This is a genomic window from Agrobacterium sp. 22-209-1 (genome assembly GCF_053522485.1).
Window position 1 is genome coordinate 377,699 of the sequence record NZ_JBNWCH010000002.1, and the last position, 19,880, is coordinate 397,578.

At 60.5% G+C, this 19,880-nt stretch carries 24 protein-coding genes and 1 riboswitch; of the genes, 13 read left to right on the top strand and 11 right to left on the bottom strand.

The genetic code is table 11. The annotated features are described in order from the left end of the window. Window positions 1–888: a LysR family transcriptional regulator gene (locus ACQZ48_RS06110; protein ID WP_443387198.1), complete on the bottom strand. Its 888-nt coding sequence runs from the start codon at window positions 886–888 to the stop codon at window positions 1–3. 96 nt (window positions 889–984) lie between these two features. On the opposite strand from ACQZ48_RS06110, the gene ACQZ48_RS06115 reads away from it, so the two are divergent. Continuing rightward, the gene (locus ACQZ48_RS06115; RefSeq protein ID WP_191216953.1) at window positions 985–1,527 is read left to right on the top strand and encodes a GNAT family N-acetyltransferase; all 543 of its coding nucleotides are present in this window, start codon (window positions 985–987) and stop codon (window positions 1,525–1,527) included. 4 nt (window positions 1,528–1,531) lie between these two features. On the opposite strand, the gene ACQZ48_RS06120 is transcribed toward ACQZ48_RS06115, so the two are convergent. After that, a complete protein-coding gene (locus ACQZ48_RS06120; protein WP_165691183.1) occupies window positions 1,532–1,876 on the bottom strand; it encodes a hypothetical protein in 345 nt (114 codons plus the stop codon). A gap of 220 nt (window positions 1,877–2,096) precedes the next feature. On the opposite strand from ACQZ48_RS06120, the gene ACQZ48_RS06125 reads away from it, so the two are divergent. The 7 genes from ACQZ48_RS06125 to ACQZ48_RS06155 all read left to right on the top strand — a co-directional run bounded on the left by ACQZ48_RS06125 (window position 2,097) and on the right by ACQZ48_RS06155 (window position 7,115). Then, window positions 2,097–2,699 carry a superoxide dismutase gene (locus tag ACQZ48_RS06125; RefSeq protein WP_077982731.1) on the top strand — a complete coding sequence of 201 codons (603 nt, stop codon included), beginning with the start codon at window positions 2,097–2,099 and terminating at the stop codon, window positions 2,697–2,699. A 112-nt stretch (window positions 2,700–2,811) separates the two neighbouring features. Then, a complete protein-coding gene (locus tag ACQZ48_RS06130) occupies window positions 2,812–3,657 on the top strand; it encodes a metallophosphoesterase (RefSeq protein ID WP_191216952.1) in 846 nt (281 codons plus the stop codon). Window positions 3,658–3,917: 260 nt separating this feature from the next. Further along, on the top strand, window positions 3,918–4,352 hold the full coding sequence (locus ACQZ48_RS06135) for a c-type cytochrome (RefSeq protein ID WP_006312193.1): 435 nt from the start codon (window positions 3,918–3,920) through the stop codon (window positions 4,350–4,352). Between the two features lie 91 nt (window positions 4,353–4,443). Next, window positions 4,444–5,364, top strand: a complete 921-nt coding sequence (locus ACQZ48_RS06140) for a c-type cytochrome (RefSeq protein WP_142912409.1) — start codon at window positions 4,444–4,446, stop codon at window positions 5,362–5,364. 138 nt (window positions 5,365–5,502) lie between these two features. Further along, window positions 5,503–5,730, top strand: a riboswitch (cobalamin riboswitch). 161 nt (window positions 5,731–5,891) lie between these two features. Then, the gene (locus tag ACQZ48_RS06145; protein ID WP_191216951.1) at window positions 5,892–6,074 is read left to right on the top strand and encodes a CbtB domain-containing protein; all 183 of its coding nucleotides are present in this window, start codon (window positions 5,892–5,894) and stop codon (window positions 6,072–6,074) included. Window positions 6,075–6,085: 11 nt separating this feature from the next. Beyond that, the gene (locus ACQZ48_RS06150) at window positions 6,086–6,796 is read left to right on the top strand and encodes a CbtA family protein (RefSeq protein ID WP_191216950.1); all 711 of its coding nucleotides are present in this window, start codon (window positions 6,086–6,088) and stop codon (window positions 6,794–6,796) included. Between the two features lie 4 nt (window positions 6,797–6,800). Then, on the top strand, window positions 6,801–7,115 hold the full coding sequence (locus ACQZ48_RS06155) for a hypothetical protein (RefSeq protein WP_191216949.1): 315 nt from the start codon (window positions 6,801–6,803) through the stop codon (window positions 7,113–7,115). Window positions 7,116–7,289: 174 nt separating this feature from the next. Here the strand turns inward: ACQZ48_RS06155 and ACQZ48_RS06160 are convergent, their stop codons facing one another. From ACQZ48_RS06160 to ACQZ48_RS06175, 4 genes are all read right to left on the bottom strand, one after another. Continuing rightward, window positions 7,290–7,856, bottom strand: coding sequence for a type 1 glutamine amidotransferase family protein (locus tag ACQZ48_RS06160; RefSeq protein ID WP_191216948.1), 567 nt, complete (start codon window positions 7,854–7,856; stop codon window positions 7,290–7,292). Window positions 7,857–7,877: 21 nt separating this feature from the next. Next, window positions 7,878–8,366, bottom strand: coding sequence for a GNAT family N-acetyltransferase (locus tag ACQZ48_RS06165; protein ID WP_077982725.1), 489 nt, complete (start codon window positions 8,364–8,366; stop codon window positions 7,878–7,880). Between the two features lie 203 nt (window positions 8,367–8,569). Then, window positions 8,570–8,983, bottom strand: coding sequence for a MerR family transcriptional regulator (locus ACQZ48_RS06170; protein WP_077983013.1), 414 nt, complete (start codon window positions 8,981–8,983; stop codon window positions 8,570–8,572). Between the two features lie 60 nt (window positions 8,984–9,043). After that, window positions 9,044–9,391, bottom strand: a complete 348-nt coding sequence (locus ACQZ48_RS06175) for a hypothetical protein (protein WP_165691182.1) — start codon at window positions 9,389–9,391, stop codon at window positions 9,044–9,046. Between the two features lie 129 nt (window positions 9,392–9,520). Between ACQZ48_RS06175 and dmeR the strand changes: the two genes are divergently transcribed. Both dmeR and dmeF read left to right on the top strand, forming a co-directional pair. Further along, window positions 9,521–9,793 (top strand): Ni(II)/Co(II)-sensing transcriptional repressor DmeR, encoded by a 273-nt coding sequence (gene dmeR, locus ACQZ48_RS06180; RefSeq protein WP_077982723.1) that lies wholly within the window; start codon window positions 9,521–9,523, stop codon window positions 9,791–9,793. A 77-nt stretch (window positions 9,794–9,870) separates the two neighbouring features. Beyond that, window positions 9,871–10,860, top strand: a complete 990-nt coding sequence (gene dmeF / locus ACQZ48_RS06185) for a CDF family Co(II)/Ni(II) efflux transporter DmeF (protein ID WP_077982722.1) — start codon at window positions 9,871–9,873, stop codon at window positions 10,858–10,860. 10 nt (window positions 10,861–10,870) lie between these two features. On the opposite strand, the gene ACQZ48_RS06190 is transcribed toward dmeF, so the two are convergent. From ACQZ48_RS06190 to ACQZ48_RS06210, 5 genes are all read right to left on the bottom strand, one after another. Further along, window positions 10,871–11,158: a hypothetical protein gene (locus tag ACQZ48_RS06190; protein ID WP_077982721.1), complete on the bottom strand. Its 288-nt coding sequence runs from the start codon at window positions 11,156–11,158 to the stop codon at window positions 10,871–10,873. Window positions 11,159–11,446: 288 nt separating this feature from the next. Next, the gene (locus ACQZ48_RS06195) at window positions 11,447–12,565 is read right to left on the bottom strand and encodes a quaternary amine ABC transporter ATP-binding protein (protein ID WP_077982720.1); all 1,119 of its coding nucleotides are present in this window, start codon (window positions 12,563–12,565) and stop codon (window positions 11,447–11,449) included. After that, window positions 12,558–13,466: an ABC transporter permease gene (locus ACQZ48_RS06200; RefSeq protein ID WP_077982719.1), complete on the bottom strand. Its 909-nt coding sequence runs from the start codon at window positions 13,464–13,466 to the stop codon at window positions 12,558–12,560. Before ACQZ48_RS06200 ends, ACQZ48_RS06195 begins: the two co-directional genes overlap by 8 nt. Before the next feature lie 244 nt (window positions 13,467–13,710). After that, window positions 13,711–14,721: an ABC transporter substrate-binding protein gene (locus ACQZ48_RS06205; protein ID WP_077982718.1), complete on the bottom strand. Its 1,011-nt coding sequence runs from the start codon at window positions 14,719–14,721 to the stop codon at window positions 13,711–13,713. 494 nt (window positions 14,722–15,215) lie between these two features. Next, window positions 15,216–17,315 (bottom strand): S9 family peptidase, encoded by a 2,100-nt coding sequence (locus ACQZ48_RS06210; RefSeq protein ID WP_448728674.1) that lies wholly within the window; start codon window positions 17,313–17,315, stop codon window positions 15,216–15,218. 223 nt (window positions 17,316–17,538) lie between these two features. On the opposite strand from ACQZ48_RS06210, the gene ACQZ48_RS06215 reads away from it, so the two are divergent. From ACQZ48_RS06215 to ACQZ48_RS06225, 3 genes are all read left to right on the top strand, one after another. Further along, on the top strand, window positions 17,539–17,940 hold the full coding sequence (locus tag ACQZ48_RS06215) for a DUF930 domain-containing protein (RefSeq protein ID WP_077982716.1): 402 nt from the start codon (window positions 17,539–17,541) through the stop codon (window positions 17,938–17,940). A 105-nt stretch (window positions 17,941–18,045) separates the two neighbouring features. Then, entirely contained in the window at window positions 18,046–18,954 is a 909-nt protein-coding gene (locus ACQZ48_RS06220; RefSeq protein ID WP_077983011.1) for a dihydrodipicolinate synthase family protein, read from the top strand. Window positions 18,955–19,005: 51 nt separating this feature from the next. Beyond that, window positions 19,006–19,731, top strand: a complete 726-nt coding sequence (locus ACQZ48_RS06225; protein ID WP_191216942.1) for a polysaccharide deacetylase family protein — start codon at window positions 19,006–19,008, stop codon at window positions 19,729–19,731. Window positions 19,732–19,880: the final 149 nt, after the last annotated feature.

Sequence of the window (19,880 nt, forward strand, 5' to 3'; positions counted from 1 at the left end):
TCACCGTTTCCGCACATCCGGCAGCGCAGCGGCAAGCGCCCGCAGCGGCGCCGTCATGTGTTTGTCTCTCCGCATCGCCAGCGCGATCCGCCTTTCAAGCGGCGGTTCGAGCGAGCGGTGTCCGAGCCCGGACGCCGCATCTTCATGCTCCATCGCCATGCGCGGCACGATGGCAATGCCAAGGCCCGCGCCCGCCAGTTTCTTGATGGCCTCGACGCTGCCCAGTTCCATGGCGGGCTGCACGGTGCGGCCGCTCACCGAAAACCATTGATCCACCAGCCGGCGTGTATTGCCGCCCTCGTAAAGCAGCAGCGGCCGCGCCGAAAGCGTCTCGGCGTTGAGCACCGTTGCGTCAGAAACGGAACCTTGCGGGAAAACCGCGACGAGTTCGTCGAGATGGATGTCGCGAATATCGAGGCTGCGGCCACTGGCGGGCAGGGCCACCACCGCCGCATCGATGGTATTGGCCTCCAGAAGCCGGAGGATATCGTGGGTATTGCCGGTCTGCACAACGATCTCGATGCCGGGCATGGCCTGCCGGATTTTGCCCAGCACCGGCGGCAGCAGATAGATGCAGGCGGTGGCGCCCGTGCCGATACGCAGGCTTCCCGTCGCCCCGCTGCGGTGCGGCGCAACCGTTTCGATCGCATGCGCCACCTCTTCGGATATGCGCCTTGCGTGGATGAGAAAATCCCGCCCCGCCGCCGTCGGCTGCGCCCGCCTGCCGACCCGCTCGATCAGCCGCACGCCCAGTTGTTTTTCCAGAAGCTTTATATGCAGGCTGACGGCTGGCTGCGTCAGCCCGGCCTTGTCGGCGGCGGCGGAAAAACTGCCGAGATCGGCCACATCCATGAAGCTACGCAACTGCCGCAGGTCGAGGTCCATCATCAAAGAAAACCTTATCGTTTGTATAAGATAGATAATCTTTATTTTGGCTGCGTCGCAATGCACAATGAGGATGTGAATGATCCGCAGGACAAAAGAATGACCCTTTCCACCGTTTCCAGCCTTTTAATCCGCCCCTGTGAGGAGGCAGATATTCCAGCCATCACCGAAATTTACCGGGATGCCGTATTGTATGGCCGCGCCAGCTTCGAGATCGATCCGCCTGATGTGGAGACCATGGCCGAGCGTCGCCGCCTGCTGGTGGAGGGCAACTATCCCTATCTCGTCGCGGAATGCGATGGAACGATAGCCGGATATGCCTATGCCGGCGCCTATCGCGCCCGCCCGGCCTATGGCGCGACGCTCGAGGATTCCGTTTATATCGATCCGGCCATGAAGGGCATGGGCATCGGCCGCAAACTGCTCGATGCGCTGATTGCGGAAGCCACCGCGCGCGGCTTTCGGCAGATGATCGCCGTCATCGGCGACAGCGCCAATGCGGCTTCAGTCGGCGTGCATCGCGCTGCCGGTTTCGAACTTGTCGGGACCTTCAAGTCCATCGGCTGGAAACATGGCCAATGGCTGGATACGGTGCTGATGCAGCGTTCGCTGGGCGAGGGCGATACCACGCCGCGTTTCTGAACGATCAGGGTTTCGTGGAACCGGGGATTTCCACCTTCAGCGTGTCCCCGGCAAGCTCGCTACCCAGCTCCACGGCCTTGGTTTTCTTGTCGTAGACGCAGATATGGCTGACCGTCGCATCGGCACCCTTCGCTTTGCCGGTCAGGATGGCGAGACCGTAATTTTCGCTACCGACAGGATCGACCACCGCCTTGGCATCCTCGATCATGTCCTTGGCTCCGGCTAGGCAGGCTGTCTGCACATCCGCCACGAATTCCTTCCAGGCATCGTCCGACGATGCGGCGGCCGGCAGGGCGAGGGAGGAGAGGGCGGCGGCGAGAATAAGGGGACGGATCAAAGCGCGGGTCATGGAATTTCCTTCCTGCAATCTCGGTAAAAGCGAACCGATAGGGTGGAAAACGGTACGCCGGGGTTGTGAAACAAATATGGTGGCTACCGGTGCTGGAGGAATTTTCCCCTTTGGCGGAACATTTTGATATTTCACAGGTTGCCCAAATGGAGCTTCGCTCCTATGGTCCGCTCACACGGTTTCTAGGAGCGGTAACCCGCTGCAAAAAGGAGTAAAAACCATGGCCTTCGAACTTCCTGAACTCCCCTACGACTACGACGCGCTTGCACCCTACATGTCGCGCGAGACGCTCGAGTTCCATCACGACAAGCACCACAAGGCTTATGTCGACAACGGCAACAAGCTGGCTGCCGAAGCAGGTCTTTCCGACCTGTCGCTCGAAGAAGTCGTGAAGAAGTCCTTTGGCACCAATGCCGGTCTCTTCAACAACGCCGCGCAGCACTACAACCACGTCCATTTCTGGAAGTGGATGAAGAAGGACGGCGGCGGCAACAAGCTGCCGGGCAAGCTGGAACAGGCATTCGCCTCCGATCTCGGCGGCTACGACAAGTTCAAGGCAGATTTCATCGCTGCCGGCACCACGCAGTTCGGCTCCGGCTGGGCATGGCTCTCCGTCAAGAACGGCAAGCTTGAAATCTCCAAGACCCCGAACGGCGAAAACCCGCTGGTTCACGGTGCAGAGCCGATCCTCGGCGTCGACGTCTGGGAACATTCCTATTACATCGACTACCGCAACCTGCGTCCGAAGTACCTCGAAGCCTTCGTTGATAACCTCATCAACTGGGACTACGTCCTGGAGCGTTACGAAGCCGCTGCCAAGTAAGGCTTGGCGAACGGAATTTTTCAAACACCCGGCCTTTGTGCCGGGTGTTCTGTTTTTGGCATGTCGCGCGTTGTCACAAGCTTGTCATCCGCCGGGTTTATCGCGGCGCATCATGACTGAAAAAACCACGCCTCTCTTCTCCTTCGGCATTGTCGCCGATCCCCAATATGCCGATGCCGATCCGCGCCCGGAGATGGGTCGTTATTACGCCGAGAGCCCGAAAAAGCTCGCAGACGCGATCGACGCCTTCAACCGCGAGGAATTGGCCTTCGTGGTAACGCTCGGCGATATCATCGATCGCGGCTTCGACAATTTCGACGCGATCCTTGCCGTTTACGACGGGCTTCGACACCGCTCGGTGCTGCTGCCGGGCAATCACGATTTCGCCGTCGCCGCCGAGCATTTGCCGGCTATCCACGCTCGCCTCGGCATGTCCGCCCCCTGGCATGATTTTTCCATCGGTGATATCCGCTTCGTCGTGCTTGACGGCAACGAGGTCAGCCTGTTCGCCCCGTCGCCCGGCGATCCGCGACGCGCGCTTGCCGCAGACCGGCTGAAGCGCCTCAACGATGCGGGTGCCATCAATGCGCAGGACTGGAACGCCTCGCTTGGCGACGAGCAGTTCGAATGGCTGCGGGAGGTTTTGCAAAAGGCGGATGCGGCGGGAGAAAAAGTGATCGTTCTCTGCCATTATCCTGTCTATCCGGAAAACGCCCACAACATGTGGGACGCGCCGCGTATCCTTGAGCTTCTCGGCTCCCACCCGTCAGCCGTCGCATGGTTCAACGGCCATAATCACGAGGGCAATTACGGCCTGTTGGGCAATACCCACTTCGTGAATTTCAAGGGCATGGTCGATACGCCTGACCAGAACACCTTCGCCATTGCAGACGTCTTTGCCGACCGCATAGCGATCCGCGGTTTTGGGCGTGAGGAAGACCGCATTTTGGCCCTCTAAGCCGGGCCTTGGCTTCTCCAAACGGCAACTGCGTGGGGGAATACGCCGCGCCGCTTGCTTTCAGCCAATTATTCTCATTCAGCCTGCCGTCATAGTGAGGCCCTAGAGCCGGGGGGTGACCTGCATTGTCACCTCGTCTTAGGCTTCTGTTTTCGCGATGGAATTCACCGCAATGTGACTTTTTTTCGCCATGCGGAAAGGGCATCCTCGCCCGGTTCGATAAAGCGCCGGTGTCCATGCCGGAATCAAGGAGAGTGTGCATGAAACTGAAAACCATCACGGCGGCCATGCTGTTCGGCTGTCTTTGCGCCGGAGCTGTTTATGCTGCCGGCGAAGTCGAAAAACGCGAAGGCATGATGAAGCAGATCGGCGGCTCCATGGGTGCGCTCGCCGCCATCTCCAAGGGCGAAAAGCCCTTTGACGCTGCCGCCGTCAAGGCTGCCGTGACGACCATCAGCACCAATGCCAAGGCTTTCCCCGACCAGTTCCCCGTCGGCTCAGAGACCGGTAGTGCGGCTGCTCCCGCCATCTGGGAAAACTTCGACGACTTCAAGGCCAAGGCAGCGAAGCTCGGAACGGATGCCGACGCGGTTCTCGCCAATCTCCCCACCGATCAGGCCGGCGTCGCCACCGCCATGAAGACGCTCGGCGCCGATTGCGGCACCTGCCACCAGACTTATCGTCTGAAGAAGTAGTCGCAGCACTTTGAAAACGCCGCTTCCCGGCGGCGTTTTCTCAAGGCACGAAAGACATCTGACCGGATCAGGTGACAATGGGGAGAGGGGCATGTCCTCCATCTGGACGAAACTCGTCGGCGGGGCCGTCGTCGCGGCCATTGCGGGCTACGGCATTTTCGCCTGGGTTACCGCGCCGCAGCGGCAGGCGCCGAGCCATTGGGTGAGCCTGGGCGAACCGGATCTGGCCAATGGCGAAACGCTGTTCTGGGCGGGCGGCTGCGCAAGCTGTCATGCGGCACCCGACGCGAAGGGCGAGGCGCTGTTGACGCTTTCGGGCGGGCAGGCGCTGAAAAGCCCCTTCGGCACCTTCCATGTCCCCAATATTTCCTCCGATCCACAGCATGGCATCGGCGGCTGGACGCTGGCGGAATTCGGCGATGCGATGACGCGCGGGGTGGGCAGGAACGGCGAACATCTCTATCCGTCCTTTCCCTACGCCTCCTATGCCCGCATGACGCAGAAGGACGTCAACGATCTCTTCGGTTATCTGAAGGTCCTGCCGGCCAGCCAGAACGATGCGCCGGATCACGAGTTGCCGTTCCCCTTCAATCTGCGCATGGTGCTGGGCGGCTGGAAATTCCTTTATTTCGACCCCTCGGCGCGGCCCCGCGTCGAGCTTGCCGATGCCAATGCCGAATTGCTGCGCGGCCAGTATCTGGTGGAGGGGCCGGGCCACTGCGGCGAATGCCACACGCCGCGCAACGCGCTTGGCGGTTTCCTGAAAGACAAGTGGCTGGCCGGCGGCCCCAATCCGGAAGGCGAGGGCCGCATTCCCGACATTACCCCCGGCTCGCAAAGCATCGGCAGCTGGGCCAAAGCGGATATAGCCAGCTATCTGGAAACCGGCTTCACCCCGGAATTCGACAGCGTCGGCGGCTCGATGGTCAAGGTGCAGCAGAATATGGCGCATCTGACGGCCGAAGACCGCGATGCGATTTCCGCCTATCTGAAAGCCATACCGGCGCGGTAGGGCCTGATACCTCTCCTCCGTCATCCTCGGGCTTGACCCGAGGATCCACCACCACGCCAGCCCATGGATCCTCGGGTCAAGCCCGAGGATGACGAACGAGAGGTGGGTAAGCGCCATTGACTCCCGGCCCCGCCCATCCGATAACATGTCCGTGATGGTTCCTTCCGGGCGTTCCGGAAGGTGAAAAGGGAACACGATAGGGAGAAATCCTCATTCGTGGCTGCCCCCGCAACTGTGAGCGGAGAGCCTGAAACGAAATGCCACTGGCAAGCCATCTCGCCTCCATCAAGGGCGAAGGCGATGCCGGGAAGGTGTTTCAGGTTTTGACCCGTAAGCCAGGAGACCTGCCATCGCGGAAATATCCATGCCGGCGGGGTGTCCGGAAGAGCGGAATTTCAGGGTGGTGGCATCAATGCCTCCCTGTATCAGTCTCGTATCCCCGTGGTGAAGTATATCGCATGCGGTCCTGCGGCTTTGCCGTTCGGCCGCATCTAAAGGCGCGGGGTCGCGCCGGGAGAGGGGTCACCATGTCCACCAACCTGAATACGGCCAATTCAGCCGTTTCCGTAAAAACAACCAGCGTCGCGCAGTCGCTGACAGCGATCGTGCTTGGCCTGTTCGTCGTCGGTTTTGTCGGCTTTTCCCACGTGGAAGCCGTTCACAATGCCGCGCATGACACGCGTCATGCCAATGCCTTCCCCTGCCATTGAGGGGAAACGGCATGTCATTTTTTCGCAATATCGTCTTCACCGCCATTCTCGTCGGTATCCTTGGCGGCTTCGCGGTCTCCGCCATGCAGGCTTTTGGCACCACGCCGCTCATCCTTCAGGCGGAAACCTATGAGAGCGCCGGCGAAGCGCCCCATAGCCATAATGCACCGGGGCCCGGCGCTGCGGTTCCCGCTCATGAACATAATGACGAGGCCTGGGCTCCGGCCGATGGTTTCGAGCGCACCGCCTATACCGTCGCCGCCAATGTGCTGACCGCCATCGGTTACGCGCTGGTGCTGACCGGCCTCATGTCGTTGCGCGGCACCAATACCGGCTGGCGTGAGGGGCTTTTGTGGGGCGTTGCCGGTTTTGCGGCCGTCATGCTCGCCCCGATGATCGGCCTGCCGCCGGAACTGCCGGGAAGCCCGGCCGCCGCACTTGAGGCGCGCCAGATCTGGTGGCTCGCGACCGTTGCCGCAACCGCGGGCGGCATTGCGTTGATCGCCTTCCGCCGCGAACCATGGGCGGTTCTGCTGGCGATGGTGCTGATCGTCGCGCCGCATGTGGTGGGCGCCCCCCTGCCGCCGGAAGGCGAACATGCGCTGGCGCCACTGCCGCTGGAACGTCAGTTCATCGTTGCCGCCACCGTCACCAGCTTCGTCTTCTGGGCACTTCTCGGCACGTTGAGTGCGTTTTTCCTGAAGCGCTTCCAAGAGGCTTGAAACCATGCAGGACGCAGCGGAATGGAGTGAGGAGCTCGATGCGCTGCGTTTTGCCGTTCCCGGCCACGGCGCTTTCTGCGCCGTGCATCGCCTTGCTTTCAAGGCGCTCCTCGGGGCAACCCCGGGGCGCGAGGCGGCTCTCTCCTGCTTTCATGAACACCAGGCTGCTTTTATCGCTGCTGCGCTCAGTAAGATAAAACGCTCGAATTTGCCCGCAGGTCGCAGCCTGCATCTGAACAGCCGCGATATTCGCCGTGCGATTGCAGGTGAGGGCGATGCTTCAGCGGCGCGGGTGTGCCGGGTGCTTGATCGATATTGACTTGCTCCATATTCCCACCTCCGTCATCCCGGCCTTGAGCCGGGTTCCCGTCGACGCGCGTCTGCGAGGCGGGAAGAGTCTTTTTCAGCCCAGAGACTTAGGCTGGCTGGATTCCGGCTAAAGGCTGGAATGACGGGGAAGTGGAGGGCTGTAAAGCATTGAGGCGGATGCGCCTCACCGATGCTCTGCCGCAAAAACCTGAAGTTCCGCCTCGGCTTCCGGACCAAAGAGGCCGAGGTGTTTCAGGATTTCCACGGCGAAACTGACCGGCGCGCTGCCGGGTGCCGTGACGATGCCACCATCGCTGACCGCTTTTGGCTGATCGCGATAATGCGCCTCACCGCGATAGGCCGGATAGGCCTTGTGGGATGCCAGCGAATTGCCGGTATGGCTGACGTCGTTCAGAACGCCCGTGCCGCCGAGCGCGCTTGCCGCCGCGCAGATGCCGGCCACCAGCCGATCCCTGTCGCGAAACCGGTGCACCAGCCCGCCAAGATCGACAGCCGTTCTCTTTTCCCAGCTGAGACCGCCGGGAATGACGAGCGCATCGATGTCAACGGGATCGAGCGCGTCATAGGATGTGTCCGGCGTCACCTTCAGCCCGCCCATCGAGGTCACGGGCCTGCCATCAGGCGTGGCGTGCACGATCTCGACACCGAGATAGCTGCGCGCTGCCGCCGTAAGCAGCGCCGGCTCCCAGTCGGCAAAATCCTGCGCGAGCGCAATGGCGATCCGTGTCATGGCTGTCTCCGTGGGCTTTAATCAGGCGATGGACTGCATGTAGCGCATGCCGGTGACCGGCCGCGGCGCGAAATCCATGTTTTCGTAGAAACGATGCGCCGCCACATTGCCGGTCGTGGCGCTGACGGAAAGATAGTCGCAGCCGAGACGCTTGGCGATATCGCGGGCGCGGGAAACCAGATGCTGGCCGGTGCCATGGCCGCGATGGCCGTCACGCACGAAGAGATGATGCAGCTCCAGTCCGCGTCGGCCTTCCTGCGCCCTGTAGAGCGGCAGAAGCAGGGCGTAACCGATCAGCGCGCCATCGGCTTCGGCGACAAGACCATGCACCCAGGGCAGGGCGCCGAACAGGTCGCGCTCAAGCTTCGCCGGCGTGATCGCCGCCGCATCGCCATGGTAGGAGGCAAGCAGCGTGATCATCTCGTTGAGTTCGGGCAGATCGGTCTTGCGCGCGCCGCGAATGATGACGACGGGCGGTCTTTCCAGTGTCAGGGAGCTATCTTCGGTCATTTTTTCGGTCCTTTGGTCTTATCGGTGCCGTCAGGACGTTTGAAAACAACAAAGCCGCCTGACGGCGGCTTGTTGACAATATGATCTGTCGAGCCGCCCTTAGAGGAAGGCCCAAAAATACGAGCAGGAGATGGGTGCGCGTTCGTTGATCATGGGAAATGCAATGCGCCCGAATCCATATTCTGTCAAGCCCGGTTTTCGGCTCAATGCTCACCCTCGCACATGCCATGGTTGGAAAGCGCGCGGATGACGTAGCAATCCTCGATCGAATGGCCGTGGCAATGGGAGACGATGCGTTCGAGCTCGTGTTCCAGCTTCTTCAGGCTGGCAATCTTCTCGCGCACGTCAGCAAGATGTTCGGCGGCGATGCGATCCGCACCCTCGCACGGCATTTCCCGGTGCTGACTGAGCGCGATAAGTTCGCGAATGGCATCAATGTTGAGGCCGAGATCGCGCGCATGGCGGATGAAGGTCAGCCTTTCGAGGTCGGATTTCTCGTAACGGCGCTGGTTTCCCTCCGAACGATCCGCCTCGCGGATGAGGCCCATCTGCTCGTAATAGCGGATCGTCGGCACCTTCACGCCGGTGCGTTTCGATAGTTCACCGATGGACAGCATGGCTTTCTCCATATCTCCAGTCTCTAGAGATATGGCTTTTTCGCGCCCGGTTCAATGGCCTCAAGTGGCGTCGTTGACGCCAAGAGCATGGGCCAGCGCCTTCAGAATCTGCGATTCGAGGCTTGCCATGTCCGGCTGGGCGGAAGCGGCCACGTCAGCATTGGCGCCAGTGGGGGCGGAAGCGCCGCTATCCATGTTCCAGAGAGCGGCGGCCAGGCTGGCGGAGGCACCGGCAAGCGGAGCGACAGCGGTGGCGACATTGCCTGCCACCGAAATGGCGCGATGGGCCGCCCGCGTCAGCTCCTGCAAAGCCTCGGTTGTGGACTGGCTCTCCCGGTTGTGCGCAGGCGCGATGCCGCGGACCGGAGAGGCGAAATTGATGCTGCTGGTTGCTGCGAGAGTCGTCATGACTGTGAGTCCCCTAGTTCTGATGGGGCATTTTTAAGGTCCGAAACATTCCCGAAGATTGCGTCATGCACGCCTTGTGCAAAAATTAGACGCAATATACTATACCCCCCTATAGTATATGAGGTGCATATGTCCCACACGATCCGCAACAAGGACAAGCTGCTGGCCCGCATCCGCCGCCTGAAAGGGCAGATGGAGGCGGTGGAGCGCGCATTGGACGAGGCCAAGCCCTGCGGTGAGGTGCTGCAATTGCTCGCCTCCGTGCGCGGCGCGCTTTCAGGCCTGACGGGGGAGGTGATGCAGGAGCACCTGCACGAACATGTCGTTCATGCCGAAAATGAAGATGAACGGGCGCGGGCGGCGGAAGAACTGGCCCAGGTGCTGAAGACCTACATCCGGTAGGTCGACGCAGGCCAGCGGAATGGAAAAGGCCGGCACAGCTGAGAAGCGCCGGTAGAGTCGAGAGAGGATTGAGCGACATGACGACGACTTCCGAGCCTTTCGCCACGGCGGAGCATCACCATATTTATCTTGGCCAGAATCACGAGCGCAATGAAAGGCGCGTCTGGATGGTCATTGCATTGACCACCGTCATGATGGTGGCGGAGATTGTCGCCGGTCACTGGTTCGGCTCCATGGCGCTGACGGCTGACGGATGGCACATGTCCACCCATGCGGGCGCAATGCTGATTTCGGCGCTCGCTTATCTCTATGCAAGGCGCGAGGCGCGCAATCCGCGCTTCAGCTTCGGTACCGGCAAGTTCGGCGATCTCGCCGGTTTCGCCAGCGCCGTCGTGCTCGCCGTGGTGGCGCTGCTGATCGCGGTTGAAAGTGGCTTGCGCCTCATCAGCCCCGTCCAGATCGATTTCAACCAGGCGATTCTCGTTGCCGTCATCGGACTTGTCGTCAATCTCGTCAGCGCCGTGCTGTTGAAGGATGACCATCACCACGATCATGGCCACGGGTCGCATGCCCATCATGACCATGGCAGCCATGCCCACCACGATCACGGTTCGCATGCGGAGCAGGGTGCAAAAGGCGGGCGGGACAATAATCTGCGCGCCGCCTATCTGCATGTGCTGGCGGATGCGCTGACCTCGGTCCTTGCCATCGTTGCACTGCTGCTCGGCAAGTGGAACGGCTGGAACTTTCTCGACCCGTTGATGGGTATCGTCGGTGGTCTGGTCATCGCCCGCTGGTCATGGGGGCTCATTCGTTCCACGGCAACGACGCTTGTCGATGCGGTGCCGCTGGCGGACGACCTGCCGCAGGAAATCCGTGAAAGTGTGGAAACGGAAGAAGATCGTATCACCGACCTGCATGTCTGGCAGGTAGGTCCCGGCCACCATGCGGCCATTGTGGCAATCCATTCGCGGGCGCCGAAAGCGCCGGCCTTTTATAAGCAGAAACTTGCCGCCATACATGAACTGTCGCATGTGACGGTGGAGGTCAGCCCGGCAAGGGCCTGATTGGAATCGCCTATTCGGTATATTCCGAATAGGCGCTGCGCACCCATTCAGCCTGGGCTTCCGCCGTGTCTTCGGCGGAGGCCGCGACCGTCTCCTGATAAGCGGGCGCGCTGCCATTGCCCACGGCCCAAAGAACATTGGCCAGAGACTGGGAAAGAATGGTGCTGGAAACGGTGGGGTTGCCGGGGCCGCGCTTCACGGCCTGCTCTTCCGGCGCACTTTGCGCGCTGCCAGCTTTTTCGATGTCGCGGATGCGACCCTGATAATTATATCCGCCAATATTGCTTTCGATCTGCATGTCGATGATTCCGCGTTCAAAAGTTAACGAATGGTTAACGGCGGCAACTTGTCCGAAGCTTGCGCTTGCTGCGTTGCAGCGATCGCCGAGGGTTGACAGCCGGCGAAGTAGTGCTTCGTTTTTGCATGGAGGGGGCGGGGCGTGCGAGGATGCAGCAGCCGTTTATATGCGAGACGAGGCAGGATCGCATGGGTGCCGAAAGGCCTGCCTCACACACCACGTCATCCTCGCCTCAAGGGCGAGGATGACGTGGAGAGTTTTAGAACTTTATAGACAGGATCAAGCGGATCACACCGTTTCCTTCTGCACCGGAGCAACGGGCTCCGGTACCTTCTCCGGTTTATCCGTCGCCTTCACCTCCACCTCAACCGTCGCCACCGTCTCCTGCTGCGCAGGCGTCACCATGGCGGCCACCAGCGTGTCGAGACCGATGCTGCCGACCGGCTTGCCGTCCTCATCCACCACATGGGCCTGGGTTTCATTGGCCTCGGACATGTCGCGGGCAATGGTTTCCAGCGTCGCGTTCTCAGGCACGGACATGCCTTCCGGCTTGCTGTCCAGCGGCTCCATCACCGTGGTCGCCTGCAGCACGCGGCCGCGATTGACGTCGCGCACGAAGTCGGTGACGTAACCATCGGCCGGTGAAAGGATGATGCTCTGGCCGTCGCCCTGCTGCACCACTTCGCCGTCTTTCAGGATGGCAATGTGGTCGCCGAGCCGCAGAGCCTCGTCCAGATCATGGGTGATGAACACCACGGTCTTCTTCAGCTCCTGTTGCAGATCGAGCAGCATCGTCTGCATATCGACGCGGATCAGCGGATCTAGCGCCGAATAGGCTTCGTCCATCAGGAGAATATCGGCGTCATTGGCAAGCGCGCGGGCAAGGCCGACACGCTGTTGCATGCCACCGGAAAGCTGGTTCGGATAATAATCCTCGTAGCCGTCAAGGCCGACACGATTGAGCCAGTAACGGCCTTTCTCTTCGCTCTCCTTGCGCGGCATGCCCTGGATGTCCAGGCCGTAAACGCTGTTTTCCAGCACTGTGCGGTGCGGCAGCAGGCCGAATTTCTGGAACACCATCGCCGTCTTGTGGCGGCGGAATTTCCGGAGCGCCGACGTGCTCATGCCGCAAATGTCTTCGCCGTCGTAGAGAACCTCACCGGCGGTCGGGTCGATCAGCCGGTTGATGTGGCGGATCAGCGTCGACTTGCCGGAACCGGAAAGCCCCATGACGACGGTGATCTTGCCGCCCGGCATGGTGATGTTGATGTTATTGAGACCGAGTACGTGGTTGTGTTTGTCGTTCAGCTCGACCTTGTCCATGCCTCTTCGTACCGCTTCGAGATATTTCTCGGGATGCTTGCCGAAGATCTTGTAAAGGTTGCGGATTTCGATGCTTTTAGCCATGGGAGACCTCGCGGTATTTCTGCAGGCGTTTGCCGAAAGCCTGGCTCGCCCGGTCGAACATGATGGCGATGGCGACCAGAGCGAAACCGTTCAGGAAACCTACCGTGAAGAACTGGTTGTTGATGGCCTGCAGCACGTTCTTGCCGAGCCCGCCGACACCGACCATGGAGGCGACGACGACCATGGCGAGCGCCATCATGATAGTCTGGTTGATGCCGGTCATGATGGTGGGCAACGCCAGCGGCAGCTGCACATTGAACAGCTTCTGGCGGTTGGAGGAGCCGAAGGCGTCCGCCGCTTCCAGCACTTCCCGGTCCACCAGGCGAATGCCGAGGCTGGTCAGGCGGATGACGGGCGGAATGGCGTAGATCACCACTGCGATCAGGCCCGGAACCTTGCCGATGCCGAATATCACCACCACGGGGATGAGATAAACGAAGCTCGGCATGGTCTGCATCACGTCCAGCACGGGGTTGATGAGGCGCTGAAGGCGTTCCGAGCGTCCCATCAGGATGCCGAGCGGCAGGCCGATGACGATGGCGATCAGGGTGGCGATGGCGACGATGGACAGCGTTGTCATCGCGTCGCGCCAGAGGCCCACTGCGCCGATCATCAGCAGCGACGCCGCGGTACCGGCGGTGATCTTGATGCTGCGACCGGCGAAATGCACAATGGCAAGAATGACCAGCATGGTGATGATCCACGGGGTCTGAATAAACAGCCGCTCCGAGGAATTGAGGAAGAGTTGCAGCGGATGCACGACGACGTCGATTGCATCGCCGTAATTGCGCACGAGATCGCGAAAGCCGTCATCGATGGTCTTGCGTGCCACACGCATGGTTGAATTGTCGATGGCGGGGAACTTGCAGAGCATGTCCGGCAAGTAATTGCAGAGGGCCATTATTGTTGTTTTCCCTATGGGTTTTGGGGGATGGGTGGTGGAGGTTGGAGTGCGCGGGCACCCCCCTCTGTCCTGCCGGACATCTCCCCCTCAAGGGGGGAGATCGATCTGCGGCAAGGTCTCGCCCATCTCGATGGTTGAGGATGAAGCGGTGAAAGCGCACCCAGCCGATCTCCCCCCCTTGAGGGGGAGATGCCCGGCAGGGCAGAGGGGGGTAAGCGGCTTGCGCCAACCCCGCCAGCAATCACATCGAAGCCTTGATCTTCTCGACCACCTCGGCCGGCACCCACTTTGTCCAGATGTCCTCATGGTTCTCGAGGAAATATTCCGCGCCGTCCTCGTTGGTGCCCTGGTTCTCATCCATCCAGGCGAGGATTTCGGCCACGGTCTTGTTGTCCCAGCTGCGGGCCTTGATGTAGTCCAGCGTCACGCCGGCCTTGCTTTCGAAGTCCTTGGTGATGACGGTATAGACATCGGCCACCGGATAGGCGTTGACCTTGGGGTCGGCGCAGTCGACCTTCGCCGTGCATTCGTCGAAATGGGCGCGGTCTAGTTCGACGCCATCGTCCAGCTTCACCATTTCGTATTTGCCGAGAATGGCGGTGGGCGACCAATAATAGCCGAGCCAGCCCTGCTTCTTTTCAAACGCATTGGCAATGGAGCCGTCAAGGCCGGCGGCCGAACCGGTGTCGACCAGCGTGAAGCCCTTCTTGTCGCCTTCGCGCGCCTTGTAGAGATTGGCGGTCGTCACCTGGCAGTTCCAGCCGGAGGGGCAATTATGCACGGCGCCCTTGCTGGCGTCTTCAGGCGCCGGGAACAGTTCGGGATGTTTCAGAGCATCCTCGACGGTCTTGATGTCGGGGTGTTCGTCGGCGATGAATTTCGGGATCCACCAGCCTTCGATACCGCCATCGGTGAGAATTTTCGAGGCTTCGATCAGCCGGCCTTCCTTGACGGCGGCATTAAGCGGCTCGCGCACGGCATTGACCCACAATTCGGGCGCCATGTCCGGCTGGCCCTTTTCGTTCATGGAAGCGAAGGTCGGCATGGTGTCGCCGCTGACGACATTGACCGTGCAGTCATAGCCGTTTTCCATGATGAACTTGTCGACATAAGCCGCGACGCCGGCGGATGCCCAGTTCATTTCGGCGATGGTGACGCTGCCGCACTCTTCGGCGGCATTGGCGGAATTTGCTGCACCGGCAGCGATGGTAAAGCCCGTTACGAGAATGGTCGAGGCTAGGAGTTTCTTCATGGTGTAAGACCCCCAAGTCTGATGCAGTGTTTTCAGTTGGCAAAGCGGGAGCACTGCAAAGCCCGGATTGCCAAGGGCGAACTGACATAGCGCGTGAAAAAGCCGAAAATTGACGGCAAGAAGAATAACCGCAGAACACGCTGCGGAATTGCCGCAAGAACAACGGCGAAAATGCGCATGAATATGTCAACGGTCGGCATAATACGGCCAAAAAGTGATATTGCAACGCAAAATGGCGCATCGCAGCCATGCGTTCGATTTTTGGAGCGTTTTTTATTTGGTGTAATACATGGAATATATTCTAATTTTTTAGAAATATATTACATATTTCAGTATGGCGAAATAAAAATCCCGGTGGAATCAAGTCGGAATTCAAGGAGAAAATAAAGTCGCGATTTTGTGGAAAAAATATTCGGAAAGAGGGTTTGTGAAGGTATTTTTATGCTGTTTCGGTGCGGGCGGCGGCCCTGTCGCCGCCCGACCACGATCAGATGTCAAACAGCGTCCTTGCCGGCCACCTTCAGCGCAAAGGCATATTCGAAGGCGATTTCCTCCAGCCGCTGGAAACGCCCGGACTTGCCGCCATGGCCTGCCGCCATGTTGGTCTTTAGCAGGATGGGCGCTTCCCCTATCGTCTTTTCGCGCAGCTTCGCTACCCATTTGGTCGGTTCCCAATAGGTCACGCGCGGATCGGTGAGACCGGAAAGCGCGAGAATTGGCGGGTAGGGCTTAGCACCCACATTGTCATAGGGGCTGTAGGCGGCGATCCAGCCATATTCCTCCGCCGATTCCAGTGGGTTGCCCCATTCCGGCCATTCCGGCGGTGTCAGCGGCAAAGTGTCATCGAGCATGGTGGTCAGCACGTCCACGAAGGGAACGGCGGCGATGATGCCGGCGAATTTTTCCGGCGCCATATTGGCGACCGCCCCCATCAGCATGCCGCCGGCCGAACCGCCTTCAGCGACGATGCCCTGATAGGAGGTGAAACCTTCCTGAACGAGATGATCGGCAGCGGCGATGAAATCCTTGAAGGTGTTCTGTTTGGCTTCCATCTTGCCGGTTTCGTACCATTCGAAACCCTTGTCCTTGCCGCCGCGAATATGGGCGATGGCATAGATGAAACCACGGTCGGCGAGCGACAGCGTCGTGGTGGAGAAGGAGGCGGGGATGGTGATGCCGTAAGCGCCATATCCGTAGAGCAGGCAGGGGGCGGAACCGTTAAGCGCCACATCCTTGCGATAGAGCAGGGACACCGGCACCAGTTCGCCGTCATGGGCAGGCGCCATGATACGGCGGGTGATGTAATCGTCCGGATTGTGGCCGGAAGGCACTTCCTGCGTCTTCAGCAGCGTGCGCTCGCGGGTCACCATGTCGTAGTCGAACAGCTGGCTCGGCGTTGTCATCGAGGAATAGGAGAAGCGGATGACATCGGTGTCATATTCCGCCGCGCCATGCAGGCCAAGCGAATAGGCTTCCTCGGCAAAGGCGATGGAATGTTCCTCGCCCGTGCGGCGATCGCGGATGACGATGCGCGGCAGGCCGTCGCGGCGTTCCAACCAGATCAGGTGGCGGGCATAGGCGTCGACGGAGAGGATGAGGCGGCCCGGCTCGTGGGGCACGACTTCTTTCCAGTTTTCCTTGCCGGGTGCGGTGACGGGCGCTTCCACGATGCGGAAATCCTTGGCGTCGCCGTCATTGGTGAGGATGAAGAACACATCGCCGCCTTCGCACATCGAATATTCGACGCCCTCTTCGCGCTCCGCCACGACAGCAGGCTCGGCGGTCAGGTCTTTCGTGGAGAGAATGCGATATTCGCTGGTCTCATGGTCGTGAATGTCGATGAAGATGAAATCGTCGAGCACGGATGCGCCGACACCCATGAAGAAGCCGGGATCCTTTTCCTCATAGACCAGCCGGTCGGCCGATTGCGGCTCGCCGATGATATGGTGGAAGACTTTCGACGGACGGTGGTTCTCGTCCTGCAGCGTATAAAAGAAGCTCTTGCCGTCGGGCGCCCATGCCCCGCCGCCGCCGGTATTTTCGACGACGTCGGCAAGGTCCTCGCCGGTCTCGAGGTTGCGGATGCGCAGGGTGAAATATTCCGAGCCCCTGTCATCGTAACCCCAGATGCCGTGGCTATGATCGGAAGACTGGTCGAGACCGGCAAGACGGAAATAATCCTTGCCCTCCGCTTCCTTGTCGCCGTTCAGCAGCACATGTTTTTCGCCGCCGCCGCGCGGGGTGCGGAAATAATGTGGCTGCTCGCCGCCGGTCACGAACAGGGTGCCATAGGCGTAAGGACCGTCATTGACCGGAACGGAGGAATCGTCCTGCTTGATACGGCCTTTCATTTCCTCGAACAGCTTTTCCTGAAGCGCCTTGGTGTCGCCCATCGCTGCTTCCATATAGGCGTTTTCCGCTTCCAGATGGGCGCGGATGGCGGGGTCGAGCAGGGCAGGGTCCTTGAACATGGCCTGCCAGTTATCGGCCCGGAACCAGGCGTAATCGTCGGTGCGGGTAATGCCGTGATGCGTATCCTGAACGGGCCTTTTTTCGGCGGTCGGGGCGGCGGGCAGGTTCTTGAAAATCGGCAAGGGAAACTCGCTTTCCTGTAAAAAATCTTGGGCGGCACCAAGATGTAGAGCGGGCCTTGCGGCCGATCAAGTTTCAAATCTCCACAGGCGGAATGCGGCTCGGGCACAATTTCGTCAGCTTTCGATCACATTTTGGCAATATCCGGCAAATCAGCGATGATGGATGCAGGCTGCCCGGCCTGCCGCCCACCACAAGAACAAACGAAAAAACTGACAGGACCCCATGCGAAAGCTTCTTCCCGCTGCCCTTTCTGCCTTTTTCCTTGGCTTGCAGACCTTCACCCCCGCTTTTGCGATCGATGCCAGCGTCATGCGGCAGTTGAACGCGCTGGCCCCCGAGGAGCGGCTGGAACAGCGCTGCGATATCGAGGCGATGGAGCGCATCGCAACGGAGCAGAAGGGCATGAAACCCGACAAGGTCATCGCCTATACTTTCGGCGATCCGGAAGTGGGCAAGAACTCCATCAAGGCGCCCGGCGCAGTCTTCAGGAGTGCGGGCGAATGGTATAAGCTGAAATATAAGTGCCAGCTCAAGAGCGACAGTCTCAGCATCCAGTCCTTCGACTACCGTGTGGGCGACAAAATTCCCGAACAGCAGTGGAAGAAGTTGTATCTTTATGACTGAGCACGGAATTTTTCGATTTCAGGTCAGCCTTTAACCGCCGCTTTTGTTGCGGCCGTGCGGCCGGCTCTGTAACCCTGACTTCCGATCGAAGTGAGGGACATAGACATGGCGAGACGATTCAAGGGGCTTTCTGCTTTTCCGATCACGCCCGCCGATGAGGCCGGGCGGGTCGATGTCGAGGCCTTCTGCGCCCTGATCGAGCGGCTGGATGCGGCGGCGGTCGATTCCGTCGGTATTCTCGGCAGCACCGGCATCTATATGTATCTCACGCGTGAGGAGAGGCGCCGTGCCATCGAAGCGGCCGCCGGCATCCTCAAGGGCAAGCGCATATTGATGGCAGGCGTCGGCGCCTTGCGCACCGATGACGCCGTGGCGCTGGCAAAGGATGCGGAAGCCGCCGGCGCCGATGCGTTGCTGCTGGCGCCCGTGTCCTACACGCCGCTGACGCAGGAAGAGGCCTATCACCATTTCGCCGCCGTGGCGGGTGCGACGGCGCTGCCGCTCGCCATCTACAACAATCCGACGACCACGCGCTTCACCTTCAGCGACGAGCTTCTGGTGCGGCTTGCCTATATCCCCAATATCCGCGCCATCAAGATGCCGCTGCCGGCCGATTCCGATTATGCTGGCGAGCTTGCGCGGCTGCGCCCGAAGCTGGGGCAAGATTTCGCCATCGGTTACAGCGGCGACTGGGGCTGCGCTGACGCCACGCTTGCCGGCGGCGACGCCTGGTACAGCGTGGTCGCCGGCCTGCTGCCGGTTCCAGCCCTGCGGCTGATGCGGGCGGCTCAGGCCGGCAATGCGGAAGAGGTCAAGCGGATCGAAGTGGCCTTCCAGCCGCTCTGGACGCTGTTTAAGGAATTCGGCAGCATTCGCGTGGTTTACGCCGCCGCCAACATGCTGACGCTGACGGTGAGCGAACCGCCCCGGCCGATCCTGCCGCTCACCAGCGCCGAACGCCAGCGGGTGGAAGAGGCGCTGGAGGCGCTGTCTGCGCTGGAAACCGCGCCTTAATTCGGGCGCTTTGCGGGCGGATTGCCAGCTCTTCACACTCCGGAACACAAAATGCTGCGTCGCCTCTTCATCGCCACCCTGTTTTTCTCCGCCTCATCCGTCGCCTTTGCGGGAACCGGCCTTGTCGAGCCGTCGCTGAAAATGTCGCCGCAGCATGACGGTAAGGTGCGGGTGGCGATGACGCTGGACGCCTGCATGGGCAAGACCGACCACCGCATCCTCGATACGCTGGTGAGGGAGCGCATTCCCGCGACGATCTTCGTCACCGCCCGCTGGCTGAAGCATAATGGCGAGGCGCTGGCCGTGCTCATGGCGCATCCGGATTTGTTCGAGATTGAAAATCACGGCGAGAATCATGTGCCGGCAGTGGACAAGCCGGTCTCCATCTACGGCATCGCCGCCGCCGGCTCCGAAGCGGCGGTCGAGCAGGAGGTGGAGGGCGGCCGTCAGGCCATCGTCGCCGCCACCGGCCTCCAGCCGCAATGGTTCCGCGGTGCGACGGCCAAATATACCAACTCCTCCATGGCCACCATCAACCGGCTGGGCATGCGGGTGGCCGGTTATTCCATCAATGGCGATGGCGGCTCGCTGCTGGGTGCGGCCATGACGGCGAAACACATCGCTTCGGCAAAAGATGGCGATGTCATCATCTCCCACATCAACCAGCCCACCCATGAGGCGGGCGAGGGCGTGGTGAAAGGGCTTCTGGCGCTGAAGGCGCGCGGCGTGATTTTTTCACGGCTGGACGACCCGTCCTTCGCGCCGCCGGTGAATTGATCCGCAAGGTCGCCGCCCGTTTCTTCTCCCCGCCGGGGAGAAGATGCCCGAAGGGCAGATGAGGGGGCAAGCTCCCCGCATTTTTCCACCGTCGCCCCCTCATCCGGCGCTGCGCGCCACCTTCTCCCCGGCGGGGAGAAGAAATATGC

What these genes read in the sequence shown, in the direction of transcription:
- ACQZ48_RS06110 (WP_443387198.1), bottom strand. Translation starts at nt 888, where the DNA reads ATGATGGACCTCGACCTGCGGCAGTTGCGTAGCTTCATGGATGTGGCC.
- ACQZ48_RS06115 (WP_191216953.1), top strand. Translation starts at nt 985, where the DNA reads ATGACCCTTTCCACCGTTTCCAGCCTTTTAATCCGCCCCTGTGAGGAG.
- ACQZ48_RS06120 (WP_165691183.1), bottom strand. Translation starts at nt 1,876, where the DNA reads ATGACCCGCGCTTTGATCCGTCCCCTTATTCTCGCCGCCGCCCTCTCC.
- ACQZ48_RS06125 (WP_077982731.1), top strand. Translation starts at nt 2,097, where the DNA reads ATGGCCTTCGAACTTCCTGAACTCCCCTACGACTACGACGCGCTTGCA.
- ACQZ48_RS06130 (WP_191216952.1), top strand. Translation starts at nt 2,812, where the DNA reads ATGACTGAAAAAACCACGCCTCTCTTCTCCTTCGGCATTGTCGCCGAT.
- ACQZ48_RS06135 (WP_006312193.1), top strand. Translation starts at nt 3,918, where the DNA reads ATGAAACTGAAAACCATCACGGCGGCCATGCTGTTCGGCTGTCTTTGC.
- ACQZ48_RS06140 (WP_142912409.1), top strand. Translation starts at nt 4,444, where the DNA reads ATGTCCTCCATCTGGACGAAACTCGTCGGCGGGGCCGTCGTCGCGGCC.
- ACQZ48_RS06145 (WP_191216951.1), top strand. Translation starts at nt 5,892, where the DNA reads ATGTCCACCAACCTGAATACGGCCAATTCAGCCGTTTCCGTAAAAACA.
- ACQZ48_RS06150 (WP_191216950.1), top strand. Translation starts at nt 6,086, where the DNA reads ATGTCATTTTTTCGCAATATCGTCTTCACCGCCATTCTCGTCGGTATC.
- ACQZ48_RS06155 (WP_191216949.1), top strand. Translation starts at nt 6,801, where the DNA reads ATGCAGGACGCAGCGGAATGGAGTGAGGAGCTCGATGCGCTGCGTTTT.
- ACQZ48_RS06160 (WP_191216948.1), bottom strand. Translation starts at nt 7,856, where the DNA reads ATGACACGGATCGCCATTGCGCTCGCGCAGGATTTTGCCGACTGGGAG.
- ACQZ48_RS06165 (WP_077982725.1), bottom strand. Translation starts at nt 8,366, where the DNA reads ATGACCGAAGATAGCTCCCTGACACTGGAAAGACCGCCCGTCGTCATC.
- ACQZ48_RS06170 (WP_077983013.1), bottom strand. Translation starts at nt 8,983, where the DNA reads ATGCTGTCCATCGGTGAACTATCGAAACGCACCGGCGTGAAGGTGCCG.
- ACQZ48_RS06175 (WP_165691182.1), bottom strand. Translation starts at nt 9,391, where the DNA reads ATGACGACTCTCGCAGCAACCAGCAGCATCAATTTCGCCTCTCCGGTC.
- dmeR (WP_077982723.1), top strand. Translation starts at nt 9,521, where the DNA reads ATGTCCCACACGATCCGCAACAAGGACAAGCTGCTGGCCCGCATCCGC.
- dmeF (WP_077982722.1), top strand. Translation starts at nt 9,871, where the DNA reads ATGACGACGACTTCCGAGCCTTTCGCCACGGCGGAGCATCACCATATT.
- ACQZ48_RS06190 (WP_077982721.1), bottom strand. Translation starts at nt 11,158, where the DNA reads ATGCAGATCGAAAGCAATATTGGCGGATATAATTATCAGGGTCGCATC.
- ACQZ48_RS06195 (WP_077982720.1), bottom strand. Translation starts at nt 12,565, where the DNA reads ATGGCTAAAAGCATCGAAATCCGCAACCTTTACAAGATCTTCGGCAAG.
- ACQZ48_RS06200 (WP_077982719.1), bottom strand. Translation starts at nt 13,466, where the DNA reads ATGGCCCTCTGCAATTACTTGCCGGACATGCTCTGCAAGTTCCCCGCC.
- ACQZ48_RS06205 (WP_077982718.1), bottom strand. Translation starts at nt 14,721, where the DNA reads ATGAAGAAACTCCTAGCCTCGACCATTCTCGTAACGGGCTTTACCATC.
- ACQZ48_RS06215 (WP_077982716.1), top strand. Translation starts at nt 17,539, where the DNA reads ATGCGAAAGCTTCTTCCCGCTGCCCTTTCTGCCTTTTTCCTTGGCTTG.
- ACQZ48_RS06220 (WP_077983011.1), top strand. Translation starts at nt 18,046, where the DNA reads ATGGCGAGACGATTCAAGGGGCTTTCTGCTTTTCCGATCACGCCCGCC.
- ACQZ48_RS06225 (WP_191216942.1), top strand. Translation starts at nt 19,006, where the DNA reads ATGCTGCGTCGCCTCTTCATCGCCACCCTGTTTTTCTCCGCCTCATCC.